Source organism: Stieleria maiorica (genome assembly GCF_008035925.1).
Classification (GTDB): Bacteria; Planctomycetota; Planctomycetia; order Pirellulales; family Pirellulaceae; genus Stieleria; species Stieleria maiorica.
This window is the reverse complement of the sequence record NZ_CP036264.1, coordinates 7,015,959-7,030,885: the sequence shown is the minus strand read 5'-3', so window position 1 is coordinate 7,030,885 and position 14,927 is coordinate 7,015,959. Positions and strand designations below refer to the sequence as shown.

Annotated in this window: 11 protein-coding genes; 6 read left to right on the top strand and 5 right to left on the bottom strand. The window is 61.4% G+C overall.

Translation table 11 applies throughout. The annotated features are described in order from the left end of the window. The first annotated feature begins 102 nt into the window (after window positions 1–102). From Mal15_RS24070 to Mal15_RS24060, 3 genes are all read left to right on the top strand, one after another. Window positions 103–504 carry an SseB family protein gene (locus Mal15_RS24070; RefSeq protein WP_147870091.1) on the top strand — a complete coding sequence of 134 codons (402 nt, stop codon included), beginning with the start codon at window positions 103–105 and terminating at the stop codon, window positions 502–504. Beyond that, complete coding sequence (locus Mal15_RS24065) at window positions 501–1,691, top strand: hypothetical protein (RefSeq protein ID WP_147870090.1); 1,191 nt, start codon at window positions 501–503, stop codon at window positions 1,689–1,691. Before Mal15_RS24070 ends, Mal15_RS24065 begins: the two co-directional genes overlap by 4 nt. Window positions 1,692–2,071: 380 nt before the next feature. After that, the gene (locus Mal15_RS24060; RefSeq protein WP_147870089.1) at window positions 2,072–4,387 is read left to right on the top strand and encodes an efflux RND transporter permease subunit; all 2,316 of its coding nucleotides are present in this window, start codon (window positions 2,072–2,074) and stop codon (window positions 4,385–4,387) included. On the opposite strand, the gene Mal15_RS24055 is transcribed toward Mal15_RS24060, so the two are convergent. Both Mal15_RS24055 and Mal15_RS24050 read right to left on the bottom strand, forming a co-directional pair. Further along, on the bottom strand, window positions 4,384–6,030 hold the full coding sequence (locus tag Mal15_RS24055) for a sulfatase family protein (RefSeq protein WP_147870088.1): 1,647 nt from the start codon (window positions 6,028–6,030) through the stop codon (window positions 4,384–4,386). The two genes, Mal15_RS24060 and Mal15_RS24055, sit on opposite strands and share 4 nt — an antisense overlap. Before the next feature lie 45 nt (window positions 6,031–6,075). Beyond that, window positions 6,076–6,849: an AraC family transcriptional regulator gene (locus tag Mal15_RS24050; protein WP_233902988.1), complete on the bottom strand. Its 774-nt coding sequence runs from the start codon at window positions 6,847–6,849 to the stop codon at window positions 6,076–6,078. A 184-nt stretch (window positions 6,850–7,033) separates the two neighbouring features. Here Mal15_RS24050 and Mal15_RS24045 point away from each other — a divergent pair, with 184 nt between their 5' ends. Continuing rightward, on the top strand, window positions 7,034–8,056 hold the full coding sequence (locus Mal15_RS24045) for a DUF3500 domain-containing protein (protein ID WP_147870087.1): 1,023 nt from the start codon (window positions 7,034–7,036) through the stop codon (window positions 8,054–8,056). Between the two features lie 145 nt (window positions 8,057–8,201). Here Mal15_RS24045 and Mal15_RS24040 read toward each other — a convergent pair whose 3' ends face one another. Further along, the gene (locus Mal15_RS24040) at window positions 8,202–8,741 is read right to left on the bottom strand and encodes an NUDIX hydrolase (RefSeq protein WP_147870086.1); all 540 of its coding nucleotides are present in this window, start codon (window positions 8,739–8,741) and stop codon (window positions 8,202–8,204) included. A 27-nt stretch (window positions 8,742–8,768) separates the two neighbouring features. On the opposite strand from Mal15_RS24040, the gene truB reads away from it, so the two are divergent. Both truB and gyrA read left to right on the top strand, forming a co-directional pair. Next, window positions 8,769–9,734: a tRNA pseudouridine(55) synthase TruB gene (gene truB / locus Mal15_RS24035; protein WP_147870085.1), complete on the top strand. Its 966-nt coding sequence runs from the start codon at window positions 8,769–8,771 to the stop codon at window positions 9,732–9,734. A 261-nt stretch (window positions 9,735–9,995) separates the two neighbouring features. After that, on the top strand, window positions 9,996–12,707 hold the full coding sequence (gene gyrA, locus Mal15_RS24030; protein WP_147872424.1) for a DNA gyrase subunit A: 2,712 nt from the start codon (window positions 9,996–9,998) through the stop codon (window positions 12,705–12,707). Window positions 12,708–13,411: 704 nt separating this feature from the next. On the opposite strand, the gene folP is transcribed toward gyrA, so the two are convergent. Together folP and lptE are read right to left on the bottom strand one after the other, a co-directional pair. Next, complete coding sequence (gene folP, locus Mal15_RS24025) at window positions 13,412–14,275, bottom strand: dihydropteroate synthase (protein ID WP_449336643.1); 864 nt, start codon at window positions 14,273–14,275, stop codon at window positions 13,412–13,414. A gap of 21 nt (window positions 14,276–14,296) precedes the next feature. Next, on the bottom strand, window positions 14,297–14,806 hold the full coding sequence (gene lptE / locus Mal15_RS24020) for an LPS assembly lipoprotein LptE (protein WP_233902987.1): 510 nt from the start codon (window positions 14,804–14,806) through the stop codon (window positions 14,297–14,299). Window positions 14,807–14,927 lie beyond the last annotated feature (121 nt).

The window sequence follows — 14,927 nt, the reverse complement described above, 5'->3', positions numbered from 1 at the left end:
ACCATCAAAGCGTCACGGGTTTGCTTTTTGGGGCCCGGCTGCGATAACTAACCATATTGATCCCACCGGCCACTTTGCCCCAAAACACCTGCGAGCCCTCCGATGTCCGACTCGACCGAATCTCTCGAATCACAATTGGCGACCGCCATCGAACAGCGCGACGCCGTTCTGGTTCGCCAATTGTTTGAAGCGGCAGAGTTCGTGCTGCTGACCATGTCGGATGATGAAGACGACGACGACGAAGGTGCCAACGTCTTCAGCACCGACCTGGATGGGATGCACTTGGTCGTCGCATTCACCAGCGAACAAACCGCCGGCGACTTCGTGCACTCGATGGAAGAGTACTACGAAGAGGGGGACGAAATCGAAGGCTATGTGCTCGACGGTGACGCGCTCTTGCAGTACATGCCGCCCGAACACGGATTGTTCCTGAACCCCGAAAGTGAACAGTCGCTGGTGATCGATCACGAATTGCTGGAACTGGTGCAAAAGTCCGAGGTTTGACCCCCAATCCCTACCAAGCGCCGCCGTCGGATTCCTTTGCCGGCGGGGCTTCGCCGCCGCCGAGTCACTTCGTTCCGCGCCGCTTGGAATTCCAAGGCGAACTGACGCGGCAGCATCATCGCGATGCGGTCACCCGAGCCGGAATCCGGACCGATTACCGCACTGCGACACGCGGCATGTTGGCACTGGCCGGCGCTTACGCCTTGGCAACCGGCATCCTGACGCTGGCACTGGGCGACGTGGATTTCGACAGTGTCGCTCGTGTGACCCTCTCGACGCTCGTATTGGTCGCCGGCATTCTGGTGTTTTGTCGGCATCAACGCTGGTTGATCGGAACCCGGATCCCGGGGTTCCAGCTTGCCACGGGCCCGATCCGAGGCTGGATCGACGGCGACGGTCTTTGGATCGAAACCGAGCAGAGCAAAGCTTACCAGCCGCTTTCCAAGCTCGTCGCCTGTGCCGCCACGCACGACCTGTGGGTGCTCAGCTTTGCCAAAGAGTTGACGTTCTGGCAAACGCTTCCCATCGATGCGTTCACCGACCCGGCTTTGGCACGCAGCGTCGCAGCGGACTTGCAACGAGCCTTTCCACCGGCGCCGCCGCAGATGATCGACCCGCGAAAGCAGGCGTCGCCGGAAGGGGACTGCCTGTTTTCGACGGTGGGAGATGCGGTGCGGTTTGAAGGACCGTTTTATGAGGACGACGCCCAGGGCACCCGGTTGTTAAAGGCGACCAAGCAGACCGTGCGGCGGACTTGGTTCTCGCTGGCCGTGTTGCTGATCAGCTTATTGGTCAGCATCTTGATCCTGGCCGGCTTTCGCACCCTGTACCTCGGACTCGCGTTTGTGTGGATCGGATTCCTATTGACCGGAATCGTTTACCGCGTTCGACGGACGCGGCGTGAGGCGTCCGAAAACGGCAGGCTGATCGCCTGGTGTTCCAAGGGTTGGCTGGATGACGAAGGCTACTTCGCGATGACGTCGCTCGGTCAGACCCGAGCGGCGTGGCAGTTCTTCGATCACTATGAAATCACCGACGATACGATCGGACTGTACCCCCACCCGAACGACACCGCATGCTGCCTGGTGTCGCGAGCGCAGTTTGCCGGTGCGAACGACTGGGATCGAGCGACTGCGATGGTGCGGTCAAAGGTCGCGCCGTCTAAGGACTGCCAGCGGGAAGTGTAACGGGCTGTCGATTTAGTGAGCCGACGGCGCTAGCCGCGGGCCTAGCGGTGCCAGCATCGCCCTTCGAGGCCCGTGGCTAGCGCCATCGGCTCACTCTTGTTTCGGTTGCGATTCAATCGACAGCCCCGTAAGCGGCTGGTTGATTGAATCAGCCGGATGGCGCGAGCCTACGGGCGCCGGTACGTTTTCTTGGTGTCGCAGGCCCGTACGCTCGCGCGAAACGGCTGATCACGTGTGTGATCGGATTCAACCAACAGGCCGGTCGACGAGCGGGACAGGGGCGTCTGTGGGAAAGAAAGAGGAATCGCCGGCGCGGCCACCTCGCCGTGGATCCCCACGCATGCTTGACGAGTCGCGGGGCAGGCACGTAGCCTGTCGCGATGCAGTTCCTGATTCAATACGCGATTCGCTGGCGATTGGCCTTGATGGCCGTCGGGATCTTCACGCTGGCCGCCGCGTATCCGGTCTCCACCCGCCTGACGACCGAACAAAGCGTGTCGTCGTTGTTCGGAGATGAAGACGTCACGCTCCAGCAATACGAAAGTCTGAAACGCTGGTTCGGCGAAGACGACGTGCTGGTCCTGATGTACCGCGACGAAGCCTTGCCGACGCCGGGCGGAATCGAGCGTAGTCGCCGCTTGACCGAAAAGATCCGCGCCCTCGATGGAGTCACGGCCACGCTTTCGCCCTGGGTGCTCAATGAAGCCGCCGAGGGAATGAACAAGGCCAAATTGTTGCCGTTCGGCCTGGGTGCCGATGCCCCGGCCGACGAAACGCCGAAGTTGATGCGGCCGGATGATCCGGTCGGCAAAGGTCTAAGCGACATCTTTTCCGGCTACACCCATTCGGCGGACTATTCGCACGCGGCGGTCGTGGTGATGATCGATGATGCGCAAACCGCCACGACCGTTGCCGGGCTGCGTGAGATCACGTCCTGGTGGTCCGATCAACCCATGGTCGACGGCGTTTCGCTGGTTGGCGAGCCGGTGCTTGTCGATGAAGCATTCGCGCTCGTGCGGCGTGACGGAGCGCGTTTGGCAGTCGTCACCGTCGCACTGCTGTCGCTCGTGCTGACGTTTGCGCTTTTGGACTTGCGATTGGTGTTGCTGTTGGCGTTGGTGATCGGATGGTCGGTGGTCATCACCAAAGCGACGATGTACACCGCCGGCATCTCGCTTTCATTGATCGCATCGATCCTGACGGCCATCGTCACGGTGGTTGCGGTCACCGCGGTGCTGCATTTGGGCGTGCGTTACCACAGTCGCCGCGGACGCGGGTTTTCTGCGATGGAATCGACCGAAGAAGTGATGCAGCGGATGGCCGCGCCGATCTTTTGGACCTGTGCGACCGATGCGGCCGGCTTCCTGGCGCTCTGGTTCTCGGAAATCCTGCCGGTCCGCCAGTTCGGATTGATGGTCGCGTTGGCGGCGATGAACGTGTTCGTCGCCATCTTGCTGTTCACCCCGACCTGTCTGCTGCTACCGGAACTGGGTTGGATCCGGCGAATCATCCCGACACGTCACCTGTTGACGCGAACGCTGCGTCGACTTTGTTTTCGCGTGGCCGCCTGGTTCGCAGGACATCGCAAAGGGACGGTTACGGGTGCCGCCGTGCTGATCCTTGTGGCCATCGGGGTCGTCACGCGGGGAGAAACCGAGACCAGCTTTTTGAAGAACTTTCGCCCCGACAGCACGATTGTCAAAGACTATGGCAACGTCGAAGAGAATCTGGGTGGAGCCGGCGTTTGGGACCTGGTGCTGGACGTACCCGAGACGCTTTCCAATCCATTCCTGGCAAAGGTTCAGACGCTCGAGCGTGACCTGCTGACCGAGCTTGGCGGCGACCAGGGACTCAACAAAGCGATCAGCATCGCCGACGCCACCGAAGTGCTTGGGCGTTCGACGGCCGGAAAGTGGATGCCGGCGCCGGTGCGGATCGCCGCGATGCGGACTCGGTTGCCTTCGTTCATCGGCGCGTTGATTTCCGACCCGGTCGGCCCGCCGCCACAGCGGCGAAAGCTTCGGATCATGCTGCGCAGCGCCGAAGGATTGCCGGCCGACACGAAACGCAAACTCATCGGCGACGTCCAACGGATTGCAACCGAACATTCGCAACGTTGGGAATCCGAATCACGTCAAGAAAAATCCGACACTGCGGCCGACGAAGGCGTCACCGTGACCGGATACTACGTGATCATGACGCGTCTGGTCGACCAGTTGGTGTCGGACCAGTGGCGCTGCTTTCTCGCTTCAGCCCTGTTGATCTGGATGTTGATGGGCATTGCGACACGGAGCGTGCGTCTGGCGACGGCGGCTCTGGTGCCGAATTTGTTGCCGGCGTTCTTGGTCTTGGCCGCCGTTTCGCTCGGCGGCGGCCGCATCAACATGGGCGCGGCGATGATCGCCGCGGTGTCCGTGGGATTGTCGATCGACGGTTCGGTGCACCTGCTGACGGTCTATCGCCGCCGCAGGTCGATCGGCCGCACGCCGGGTCAGGCCTGTGTTTCCGCGGCCGGCAATATCGGTGCCCCCGTGATGCTGGCGACCTTCGCACTGGTCGCCGGATTCAGTGTGCTGTCGACCAGCGAGTTCATCCCGACGGCAACCTTCGGAACGCTGGTCGCCTGGACGCTGGTGATCGGAACGCTGATCAACCTGAGCGTCCTGCCGGCGCTGGTTCGATTCTTGGATCGTTAAGGTTGGGGGCGTCGCTCGTCCAGCCACGCCTGCTCCGGAACACGTTCAGGATGCTCGCGGGCCCAATCGGGCTGGGGGAACCACCGCAGTCCACTGATTCGCGGATACGTCTCCCAGACGTCGGCTTGCTCCGGATCGGTGACGCGGACGTCACCGGTCTGTCGCAGGTAGTCTTCCAGCATTGACGACAAACGGTCACGCAGCGATCCGAACGCTGGATCGGCAGCCAGATTGTTCATGCAGTCGGGATCGCTTGCGATGTCATAGAGCTCTTCGGCCGGACGCAAGGCGACCGACAAATCCAACAGCCGCGCGATGCCCGGCTGATCCTTGTGGGCGATCATCCAATCCAACGTCGGGCAGGCATCGATATCGTGATAGCCGCCGTCGACCGGTCCCAACTGGGCATCGACCAGCTGCCCCTGTTGGTCGTATTTGGCGTGGCTGTATTTTCGCGGCGCGCCGGCCGGAAATCGCTCGGGCGCAAAGTTGCGAATGTACAGGTGGGTGTCCGTTCGGATGCAACGACAGGGGTACCCCAAGGTGTTGAAACGAGACGACGAGTGTCGTTCGCGCCCGCTATACACCGCCGTGCGTGGCGTCGTGACCTTGTCCGCTTGGCTGGCGTAGCGCGGCAGCAAATTGATCCCGGGCATCTGGTCGGATTGCTTTGGCACGACACCGGCGGCGGCAAAGATGGTTCGGGTCACATCGATCAGACTGACCAAATCATCGTTGTCTTGCCCGCCCGGAATTCGCTCGGGCCAGGAAATCGCCAGCGGCATATGGATCCCGTATTCGTACACGTTGGCTTTGGCACGCGGAAACGACATGCCGTTGTCACTGGTGACGATCACCAACGTGTTTTCCAGCTGACCGTCGCGCTGCAGCCGATCAAGCATCCGCCCTAAATGTGAATCGAACCACTGAATTTCGTACATGTAGTCGGCGATGTCGCTGCGAATCTCCGGCGTGTCCGGCAGAAAGCTGGGCACGGAGATCGCGTCGACGTCGATGCCGTTTTGCTGTCCCAATCCCTTTCCAAACACGCGGTGAGGTTCGCTCGCGCCGAACCAAAAACAAAACGGCTGGTCGTCGCTTCGGGCCTGCAGAAAGTCGTCAAAGTTGGCGGCATAGTCGTTCGAGGAAATGCCCTTGGGCGACTTCAGCTTTCGCTTGCTGTAGGCTTTCCCGGCGGGATTGTGGGGCCATCCGACGGCCCGACCCGGTGCCCAGCCTTTCCCGGTCATCCCCACGTGATACCCGCTTTCGGCGAGTTGTTCGGTGAACACCGGCAAGTCGGTGGGGAAGAAACTGGCGTGGGTCCCGGCTTCGCGGATCTGCCAGATTTCACGTCCGGTCAAAAACGCGGCCCGCATCGGGCTGCAACCCGGCGCGGGAGTGAAGGCGTTTCGAAACAGGACGCCGGAGCGGGCCACGCGATCGAAGCTGGGCGTCCGAATGGCCCGGTCGCCGTAGGCCGAAGCGTGCGGGTAGGACTGATCATCCGAGATCGCGATTAGGATGTTCGGACGTTGGGTCTGGGCGTGTGACGATCGCGGCTGGAGCGACGCCCATCCACAAACGCAAACGACCAAACCGACGAGCGTGCGCACTTTAAGCGACTGTCGGGAATGATTCATCAGGAGAGAAATCCGTCAGGGGAACGTGGTTTCAAAGAGACGAGGTCACAGACGCGGCAGCACGCGTTGACGTTTGCGAAATTTTAGCGGGGTTTCCCCGAGGTGTTTTTTGAATTGCTGTGTGAACGCGCTCTGGTCGCAGAAGCCGAACTTGACCGAGATGTCTCCGACGCTGAGGTCGGTATTGATCAGCGCATCACTGGCCGCTTTGATCCGCGTCTTGGCCAGGAACTCTTGCACGTTTAACCCGAACAATTCGACAAAGCGGCGATGCAATTGGCGTGACGAGACCCCCGCGATCTCCGCCAACTCGTTGACACCGATCTTTCGGTCCAGGTTTTGGTGGATGTGATTCAGGATGTCGTCGATTTGCGAGTAGGCCTGGATCTCGGCTCGCGCGCCGTTGTAATCCCGCACCGTCCCCATCACCCCGATCACCTCACCGCGGTTGTTTCGAACCGGCAATTTGGTCGTCACGAACCAGTCCAGCAAACGATGTTCGGTGTACCAGATCTCGACACGATTGATCAACGGCCGCCCCGTTTCGATCACCGCTCGGTCGTCCCGGACAAACTCATCGGCCAGCTGTGCGGGAAAATGGTCATGGTCCTTGGTCCCGATGATCTCCGCTTCGCTGGACAATCCCAGACGGTTTAGGATCGAGTCGCTGACGGCCATCATTCGACTTTCGGCGTCTTTGACGAAGAAGTAGACGTCGGGAAGGTGCGTGAAAAGCTGTTGGAATTGCTGGGGACCGCCCATCGCTTCGAAGAACTGTTCCTGAAGCTGATAGGGGTTGCCGGACGGGGGTGCACTCATGGTCGTTGCTCGTCGGGGACGTCGCTCGTCGGGGAGCCCTTATCGTCGACCATCGGCCCCCCGTTTGCAACCAAACCCTCCCGCAGAGTCGCTGCGGGCAAACCCTGCTGGGTTTCGCGGTCGCTTCGTAGTAGAATCGTCCACCTCCCCTCCGCCCCCCACCTCTCTTTCGAGCGTATCGTCCATGCGAGTTTTCTCCGTTGCCTTGGTTGTGTTGTGTCTGGTCGTCGTCGGATTGAAGGTTGCCGACGATCCGGGCACCCGAGTTGCCGTGTTCGCCAACAACTTTCTGGACCAATTGGACGACGACCAGAAATCCACCGCCACGATGGCTTATGACAGCGCCGAGCGTGTCGACTGGCACTTCATCCCCAAAAAGACACGCAAGGGACTGATGCTTCGCAACATGAACTCCGCACAACGCGTCGCCGCGTTGCGGTTGCTGCGCAGTGCCCTCAGCGAAGCCGGCTACGGCAAGGCCAGTAAAATCATGTTGCTCGAGGGAGTCCTTAGAGAATTGGAAGGCGAGGGTCGCAACTGGGAACGCGATCCGCACAAGTACTTTGTGACAATCTTTGGCACGCCGGGCGACGAGGGAAAATGGGGGCTCAGCTTTGAAGGGCACCACTTGTCGATGAACTTCAGTTTCAGCGACGGAGCGTTGGTCGACAGCACGCCGCAATTCTTTGCCGCCAACCCGGCCACCGTCATGAACGAAGTTTCCGGCGATCTCGGCAAAGGAACTCGCGTGTTGCGGGACGAAGAGCAGTTGGCATTTGACCTGGTCGATTCGCTCGACAACGGCCAGAAAGACGTCGCGATCATCGATCAAGACGCACCGGCGGAAATCCGCTTTGCCGGCGAAGCACAAGCCGATGCCGGAGCCCCCGAAGGCATCACCTATCACGAATTGAGCGACGCGTCGAAGTCTTTGCTGACCAAATTGGTCAACACCTACATCGACGCGGTCGCCGAGCCGGTCGCCGAACAGCGGCGGGCGCTGATCGACGAAGACGGCTGGGACGACGTCCACTTCGCCTGGGCCGGTGCGACCAAGCCCGGCATCGGGCACTACTATCGCGTCCAAGGCAAACGTTTTCTGATCGAATTCGTCAACACCCAAGCCGACGCCGCCGGCAACCCCGCCAACCACATCCACTGCGTCTGGCGTGACCTTTCGGGCGACTTCGACCTGCCGAACGGCTGACCCGCCGTTGAAACGTAGCTACCTTCGCCAGAAGGTGGACCCTCGGACTGTTCCACGCTCTGGCGAGCGTAGCTACGTTCGCTTGGCGTTGCCAAGCAAGAATATCGGCTGCTCGCGAAATGGCCGTTCGGACATGACGTTTCAATCAACCCTTCGTGGTCCCGCCGGACAACCACGCGTACAAGCCCACCAACGTCTTGGCGTCGCGGATGGTGCCATCGGCGATCCAGGTTCGTATCTCGTCCCGCGTGGCGATCCGATTCACAATCGACTCGGTCGCCTCGCGTTCTGGATCGCCGGCGACCAACTCGGTCGCCTGGTAGAGGTGCATCAGCTCGTCGCAAATTCCCGGGGCGGAGTAGAACTGATGAACCAGCTCCAACTTTCCCGCCCGATAGCCTGTTTCTTCGATCAACTCTCTGCCCGCGGTCACCAGCGCCTCTTCGTCCGCTTCGCGTGTGCCCGCTGGCAATTCCAATAACGTCTCGCCGACCGTCGGCCGCGTGTTCTCGATCAACACCACGCGGCCGTCGTTCAGGATCGGCAGCAGGACCACCGCGCCGGGGTGCCGGATCACCTCGCGCTGATAAAGCCGACCGTCATCACCGATCAGCGTCATCTGATGCACGTTGAATCTGGCCCCCTTTAAAAGCATCGGTTCCTTCGGATCGTCGGCTCGGCTCATCGGTCGTCACCCTTGATTGGCAGCGTCTTGTCATGGTGGTTCGGGCGGATATGTTACGCCAGCGGTCTGTTTTTGGACATTCCACCCGTCACCCAAGGAAACATGTTCGGGTTCCTCAACTGCAACAAGCCGGTCGGTTTTTCGTCGCGTGACCTGGTCAACGTCGTCCAGGGGCGATTGCGAGGCCGCAAGGTCAAGGTGGGCCACTGCGGGACGCTCGACCCGTTGGCCAGCGGCGTGCTCGTGATCGGCGTGGGACCGGCCGCCAAACTGGTCCCCTTCGTCCATGAAACGTCCAAGACCTATCGCGCAACGTTTCGCTTGGGAGCGGAAAGTCCGACCGGCGATCTGGAACACGAACCGACCGTCTACCCCGATCACCCGATCCCCACTCCCGGCGCACTCTCGTCGGCGTGTGACGCCCTGACCGGGACGATCGAGCAGATCCCGCCGGCCTATTCCGCGATCAAGGTCAACGGCAAACGAGCCTACAAGATGGCGCGCGAGGGAATGGACGTGGCGATGCCGACGCGGACAGTCCAAGTCGACGCGATCGAAATCCTTGCCTACGACTACCCCGATCTGCAGTTGATGATCACCTGCGGCACCGGCACCTACATTCGCACGCTGGGTATGGACGTGGCCAAAGCGGTCGGCACGGTCGCGGTGATGACGTCGCTGGTCCGAACGCGGGTCGGCGAGTTTTCGATTTCGGATGCAGCTTCGGTGCCGCAGCTCCGCGACCAGGAGCTGACGTCATTGTTGCTGCCTGCGGCCAAGGGCGTATCGCATCTGCCTCGGCTGACCGTCAGCCCCGATGACTGCCAGCGTCTATCCAACGGGTTGTGTCTCGACGATCGACAACCCGAAACGACCGGCGCGGTGGTTTCGGACCCAGCGCATGTTGCCGCCATCACGCCCGCCGGCCACCTGAAAGCGATTTTGGTCCAGAAGCGATCGAGATGGTGCCCGAAACGGGTCTTTCCCGACTAGACACTCGACGAAGGGTTCCCCGGCCGGGGCGGGCTTGCCACCGTTGTGAGCACGGCGTGCAAATGGTAGACTTCGCGACTTGCGCGAACCCGTAATTTACGGTGATTTTCGCGGTTTTCTACCTCTCCGCTAGGACTCCACGTGGCAGACGAAAACGACGAGAACGGCCAAGACGAAGAGAACGGCTCCGGCGACCCACCGGGCCCTCAAGGTGAGGGTGCCGGCAGCGGTTCGGGCAAAGGGGGCGAGGGCGCCCTGCGGATGATCGATCTGCCGATCGAGGACGAGCTGCGCGAAAGTTACCTGACGTACGCGATGAGCGTGATCGTCAGCCGCGCCCTGCCGGATGTGCGTGACGGGCTGAAACCCAGCCAGCGGCGGATCTTGGTCGCGATGAACGACCTGAACCTCGGCCCAGGCAGCAAGCGGGTCAAATGCGCCAAGATCTCCGGTGACACGTCGGGCAACTACCACCCCCACGGCGAGTCGGTGATTTATCCGACGCTGGTTCGCATGGCCCAGGAATGGAACATGCGTTCGCTGTTGATCGACAAACAGGGGAACTTCGGATCGATCGCCGGTCTGCCCCCGGCGGCGATGCGGTACACCGAAGCGCGTCTGTCGGCGGTCGCCGCGGCGATGCTTGATGACCTGAAACTGGACACCGTCGACTTCATCCCGACCTATGACGAGGCGCGCACCGAACCGACGGTGTTGCCCAGCAAGTTCCCCAACTTGCTGATCAACGGCTCCGGCGGGATCGCCGTCGGGATGGCCACCAGCATCCCGCCGCACAACCCGACCGAGATCTGTGACGCGGTCATCAAGCTGATCGACGAACCCGACACGACGATCGACGAGCTGTGCGAAATCGTCCCCGGCCCGGACTTCCCCACCGGCGGGATCATCTGCGGCCGCGCCGGCATCCGTCGCGGTTACAAAACCGGACGCAGCACGATCGTCGTTCGCGCCAAATGTCGCATCGAAGAAATGAAGGGCAACCGGCACCGGATCATCGTGTCGGAAATTCCCTACCAGCAATACCGTGACCGCGTGGTCGAACGGATCGCCGGGCTGGTCAACAACGACCGCATCAAAGGGATCTCCGGAATCCGCGACGAGTCGGACTTGAAGGAACCGGTGCGTTTGGTGATCGAGCTGAAACGCAACGAAGATCCCGACGTCATCCTGAACCAGCTGTACCAGTTCTCGCCGCTGCAAGACACGATCTCGTTGATCTTCTTGGCGCTCGTCGACGGCAAGCCGCGCGAGTTGACGCTCAAGGAGATGCTGCAGGAATTCATCCGGCACCGCATCACCGTGATCCGGCGGCGGACCCAGTTCCTGTTGGCCAAAGCGCGACGCCGCAAACACACCGTCGAAGGCTTGTTGCTGGCGTTGGCCAACATCGACGAAATCATTCAAACGATCCGCACCAGCCGCACGCAGCCGGAGGCCAAGCAACGTTTGATGGGCATCGAGTGCCCGGCATCGATGATGCAGCGGGCCCTGGGCGACGAAGGCTTCCGCCAGTTCCAACTCGAACGCGGCGAATCGGATACCTACACCCTGACCAGCGTCCAAACCGACGAAATCTTAAAGATGCGGTTGGGACAACTGGTCAACTTGGAACAGGAAAAGCTGACCGACGAGCACAAGCAGTTGCTCGAAGAGATCGCCGACTATCTGGACATCCTTGGCAGCCAGGCGCGGGTCTATGGCATCATCAAGGAAGACTTGGAGGAGATGAAGCGGCGATTCGGTTCGCCACGTCGCACCCAAATCAGTCACGAAGAACTCGGCAACATCGATCTGGAAGATCTGATCACCGAAGAAACGATGGTCGTGTCGATCACCCACGAAGGGTACATCAAACGCACGCCGTCGAGCGTTTACAACACCCAGCGGCGCGGCGGCAAGGGGCTCAAGGGCGCCAAGACCGACGGCGCAGACCCGATCGAGCATTTGTTCGTCGCCAGCACGCACGCCTACCTGCTGTTTCTGACGACGTCCGGAAAGGTTCTGTGGCAAAAGGTCTATGACCTGCCCCAGTTGCCCCGCGATGCCAGGGGCCGCGCGATCGTCAACCTGCTGGCGTTGGAAGAGGGCGAAAAGATCGCCTCGTGCCTGGCCATCCGCGATTTCAATCAAGAAGGCGCTTACGTCGTGATGGCCACCCGCAGCGGTCTGGTCAAGAAGACACCGTTGGAACAATACAGTCGCCCCAAACGAGGCGGGATCATCGCGATCAAGTTGCGCGAGGGCGACGAATTGGTGTCGGCCAACGTGATCGGCCCGGGTGACGAAGTGATCCTGGTCACCGCGTCGGGCATGGCGATCCGGTTCAAGGAATCCGATGCCCGGCCGATGGGACGCAACACCTCCGGCGTCAAAGGCATCTCGCTGGTCGGTGATGACACTGTGGTCGGAATGGTCGTTGCCGAGCCCGAGGCGACGCTGTTGACCGTTTGCGAGAACGGCTATGGCAAACGCACCCCGTTCGGCCCCAACGCGATCGCCGATGAAGGCGGTGACGATGCCGAGGGTGAAAACGGAAACGGATCGTCATCGGCCCGCTACCGGACGCAACGGCGCGGCGGAAAGGGACTTCGTGACATCAAGACCAGCAGCCGCAACGGCAAGGTCATCGCGATCGCACGCGTGGACGACAACGACGAAGTCTTTCTGATGACCGGCAAAGGCAAGATCCAGCGGATCGCCGCACGGGACATCAGCGTGATCGGCCGCAACACGCAAGGCGTGCGGATCATGAACGTCGAAGGCGGCGACACACTGGTTGCCGCCGTCCGCATTCCGCCCGAGGAAGAGGCGGAAGAGGGTGTCGGTGAAATCGACACCGGTGCACCGCCACCGGAATCCGCCGCGGTCGTGGCCGATGCCGGCGAACCGAGTCAGCCCGCCGACGACACCTCGAGTTCGGACGCGGAAGCCGACGGGGATGGCGGCGTCTGATCGGCGAGTTCCCTCGTTCCAAGGCTCTGCCTTGGAACGCACTGACAGTGTGGCTCCCGCCACACGAGGCACGGCAACGCGAGGCGGAGCCTCCAGGAAATTACGTCCCCAGGCGGGAGCCTCGGAACGAGGTGTGCGAGGGTTTCCCCACCCTCGTTCCAAGGCTCCGCCTTGGAACGCACTGTCGGTGTGGCTCCTGCCACACAAGGCACGGCAACGCGAGGCGGAGCCTCCAGAAAATTGCGTTCCCAGGCGCGAGCCTGGGAACGAGGTGTGCGAGGGTTTCCCCACCCTCGTTCCAAGGCTCTGCCTTGGAATGCACTGCCGGTGTGGCTCCTGCCACACGAGGCACGGCAACGCGAGGCGGAGCCTCCAGGAAATTACGTCCCCAGGCGGGAGCCTGGGAACGAGGTGTGCGAGGGATTCCCCACCCTCATTCCAAGGCTCTGCCTTGGAATGCACTGCCGGTGTGGCTCCTGCCACACGAGGCACGGCAACGCAAGGCGGAGCCTCCAGGAAATTACGTCCCCAGGCGGGAGCCTCGGAACGAGGTGTGCGAGGGGATCAGCACCCTCGTTCCAAGGCTCTGCCTTGGAATGCACTGCCGGTGTGGCTCCTGCCACACGAGGCACGGCAACGCGAGGCGGAGCCTCCGGGAAATTACGTCCCCAGGCGGGAGCCTGGGAACGAGGTGTGCGAGAGGATCAGCGGATCCCGCCGCAGGCCCGAAACAGTTTCAGCGCATCGACGGTCGGGCGGACGTCATGGACGCGGATGACGTGTGCCCCGGCGGCGGCGACGGCCAGCGACACGCCGATCGTCGCGGCGGTTCGATCGGCGGTCTTGTCGCCGAGCAGCTTGCCGATGAAGCCTTTTCGTGAGTGACCGATCAAGATCGGGGCATCCAAGTCACAGAACCTGGAGGTGTTCCGCAGCAACTGCAAGTTGTGCTCGTGTGTTTTGCCGAATCCGATGCCCGGGTCCAGGCAAATGCGTTCTTTCGACAAACCGGCATCCAGGCAGAACGCCAGACGTTGCTGCAGGTAGTCGACGATTTCCTCGACCACGTTGTCGTACGTCGGGTCATCTTGCATCGTTTGAGGAGTGCCCTTCATGTGCATCACACAGACACCGACCTCTGCGTCGACGGCAAGCTGCGGCATCGCCGGATCGCCTTCCAGTCCGGTCACATCATTGATGATCTCCGCGCCGGCCTCGATCGCCGCTCTTGCCACGACGGCTTTGCTGGTGTCGATGCTGATCGGAATCGACAGCCGCCCGGCCAAGCCTTGAATGACCGGCAAAACGCGATCAATTTCTTCGACCGCGGCGACCGGGTCACTGTAAGGCCGCGTGCTCTCGCCACCGATGTCAATGATGTCGGCGCCGTCGGCTTGCATCGCTAGCGCCAGTTCGATTGCGGCACTCGGATCATTGTGCCGTCCGCCGTCGGAAAAACTGTCCGGCGTGACGTTCAAGATGCCCATCACCAGCGGGCGGGTTTCAAACGTCAGCACGCGTTTGCCGATGTCCCACCGCTTATCAGGCCGGGCTTCGTTCTCAGGCACGCTTCGATACTCCCCGTGATGTTACCAGCGGGATTCCATTTGCGAGACGATCCGTCGGGCCAGGCGGTCGATGGCTTCCTGGTTGGCCGTGTCGATCGACTGGCCGGCCTCGGGGACAAACCGAACACTTTGGCTGAACCCGATGCTGTCTTGGTCAACGCTTGCCAAACTATTTTGCATCAACCGTCGTCCGTCGCGCGAGGTCCAGGTCGCTCCGACCGTGATCGCGCTGTCGAGCGCACGCGGGTCGTCGCTGCTGGTCTCGGTCAATACAACTTTTGATTGCCCCGAGATGGTACACCGCAAAACGGAATCCGCGTGCGGATTGCTGACCACTTTGTAGGGTGTCCGCCGCTCGACTTCTTTGACCAGGGCGTCGGTCAACTGTGGTCCCAGGTCGTGGCGGAACGTGTCGTTGCGGACCACGGGGATATGCACGGTGCGAATGCCGCTGGGGTAAAGTGCCGCCGAACCGAATTGGTAGGCGGCGCAGCCGTTGAGTAGGAGCACTGCGAACAGCGTGCCGAGCACGATTGGGAGCTGTTGGTGTCCAGCCTTTAGGCGTGTTCGACAGGCGAGTCGTTGGTGTTCAGCCTTTAGGCGCCCTCCGCAGCCGAGCAATCGGCTGCGGGAGAATCGGCTAAAGCCTAGA

Bases quoted from the DNA above. Each gene is read 5' to 3' on its own strand.
- Mal15_RS24070 (WP_147870091.1), top strand. From the start codon at position 103: ATGTCCGACTCGACCGAATCTCTCGAATCACAATTGGCGACCGCCATC.
- Mal15_RS24060 (WP_147870089.1), top strand. From the start codon at position 2,072: ATGCAGTTCCTGATTCAATACGCGATTCGCTGGCGATTGGCCTTGATG.
- Mal15_RS24055 (WP_147870088.1), bottom strand. From the start codon at position 6,030: ATGAATCATTCCCGACAGTCGCTTAAAGTGCGCACGCTCGTCGGTTTG.
- Mal15_RS24050 (WP_233902988.1), bottom strand. From the start codon at position 6,849: ATGAGTGCACCCCCGTCCGGCAACCCCTATCAGCTTCAGGAACAGTTC.
- Mal15_RS24045 (WP_147870087.1), top strand. From the start codon at position 7,034: ATGCGAGTTTTCTCCGTTGCCTTGGTTGTGTTGTGTCTGGTCGTCGTC.
- Mal15_RS24040 (WP_147870086.1), bottom strand. From the start codon at position 8,741: ATGAGCCGAGCCGACGATCCGAAGGAACCGATGCTTTTAAAGGGGGCC.
- gyrA (WP_147872424.1), top strand. From the start codon at position 9,996: ATGATCGATCTGCCGATCGAGGACGAGCTGCGCGAAAGTTACCTGACG.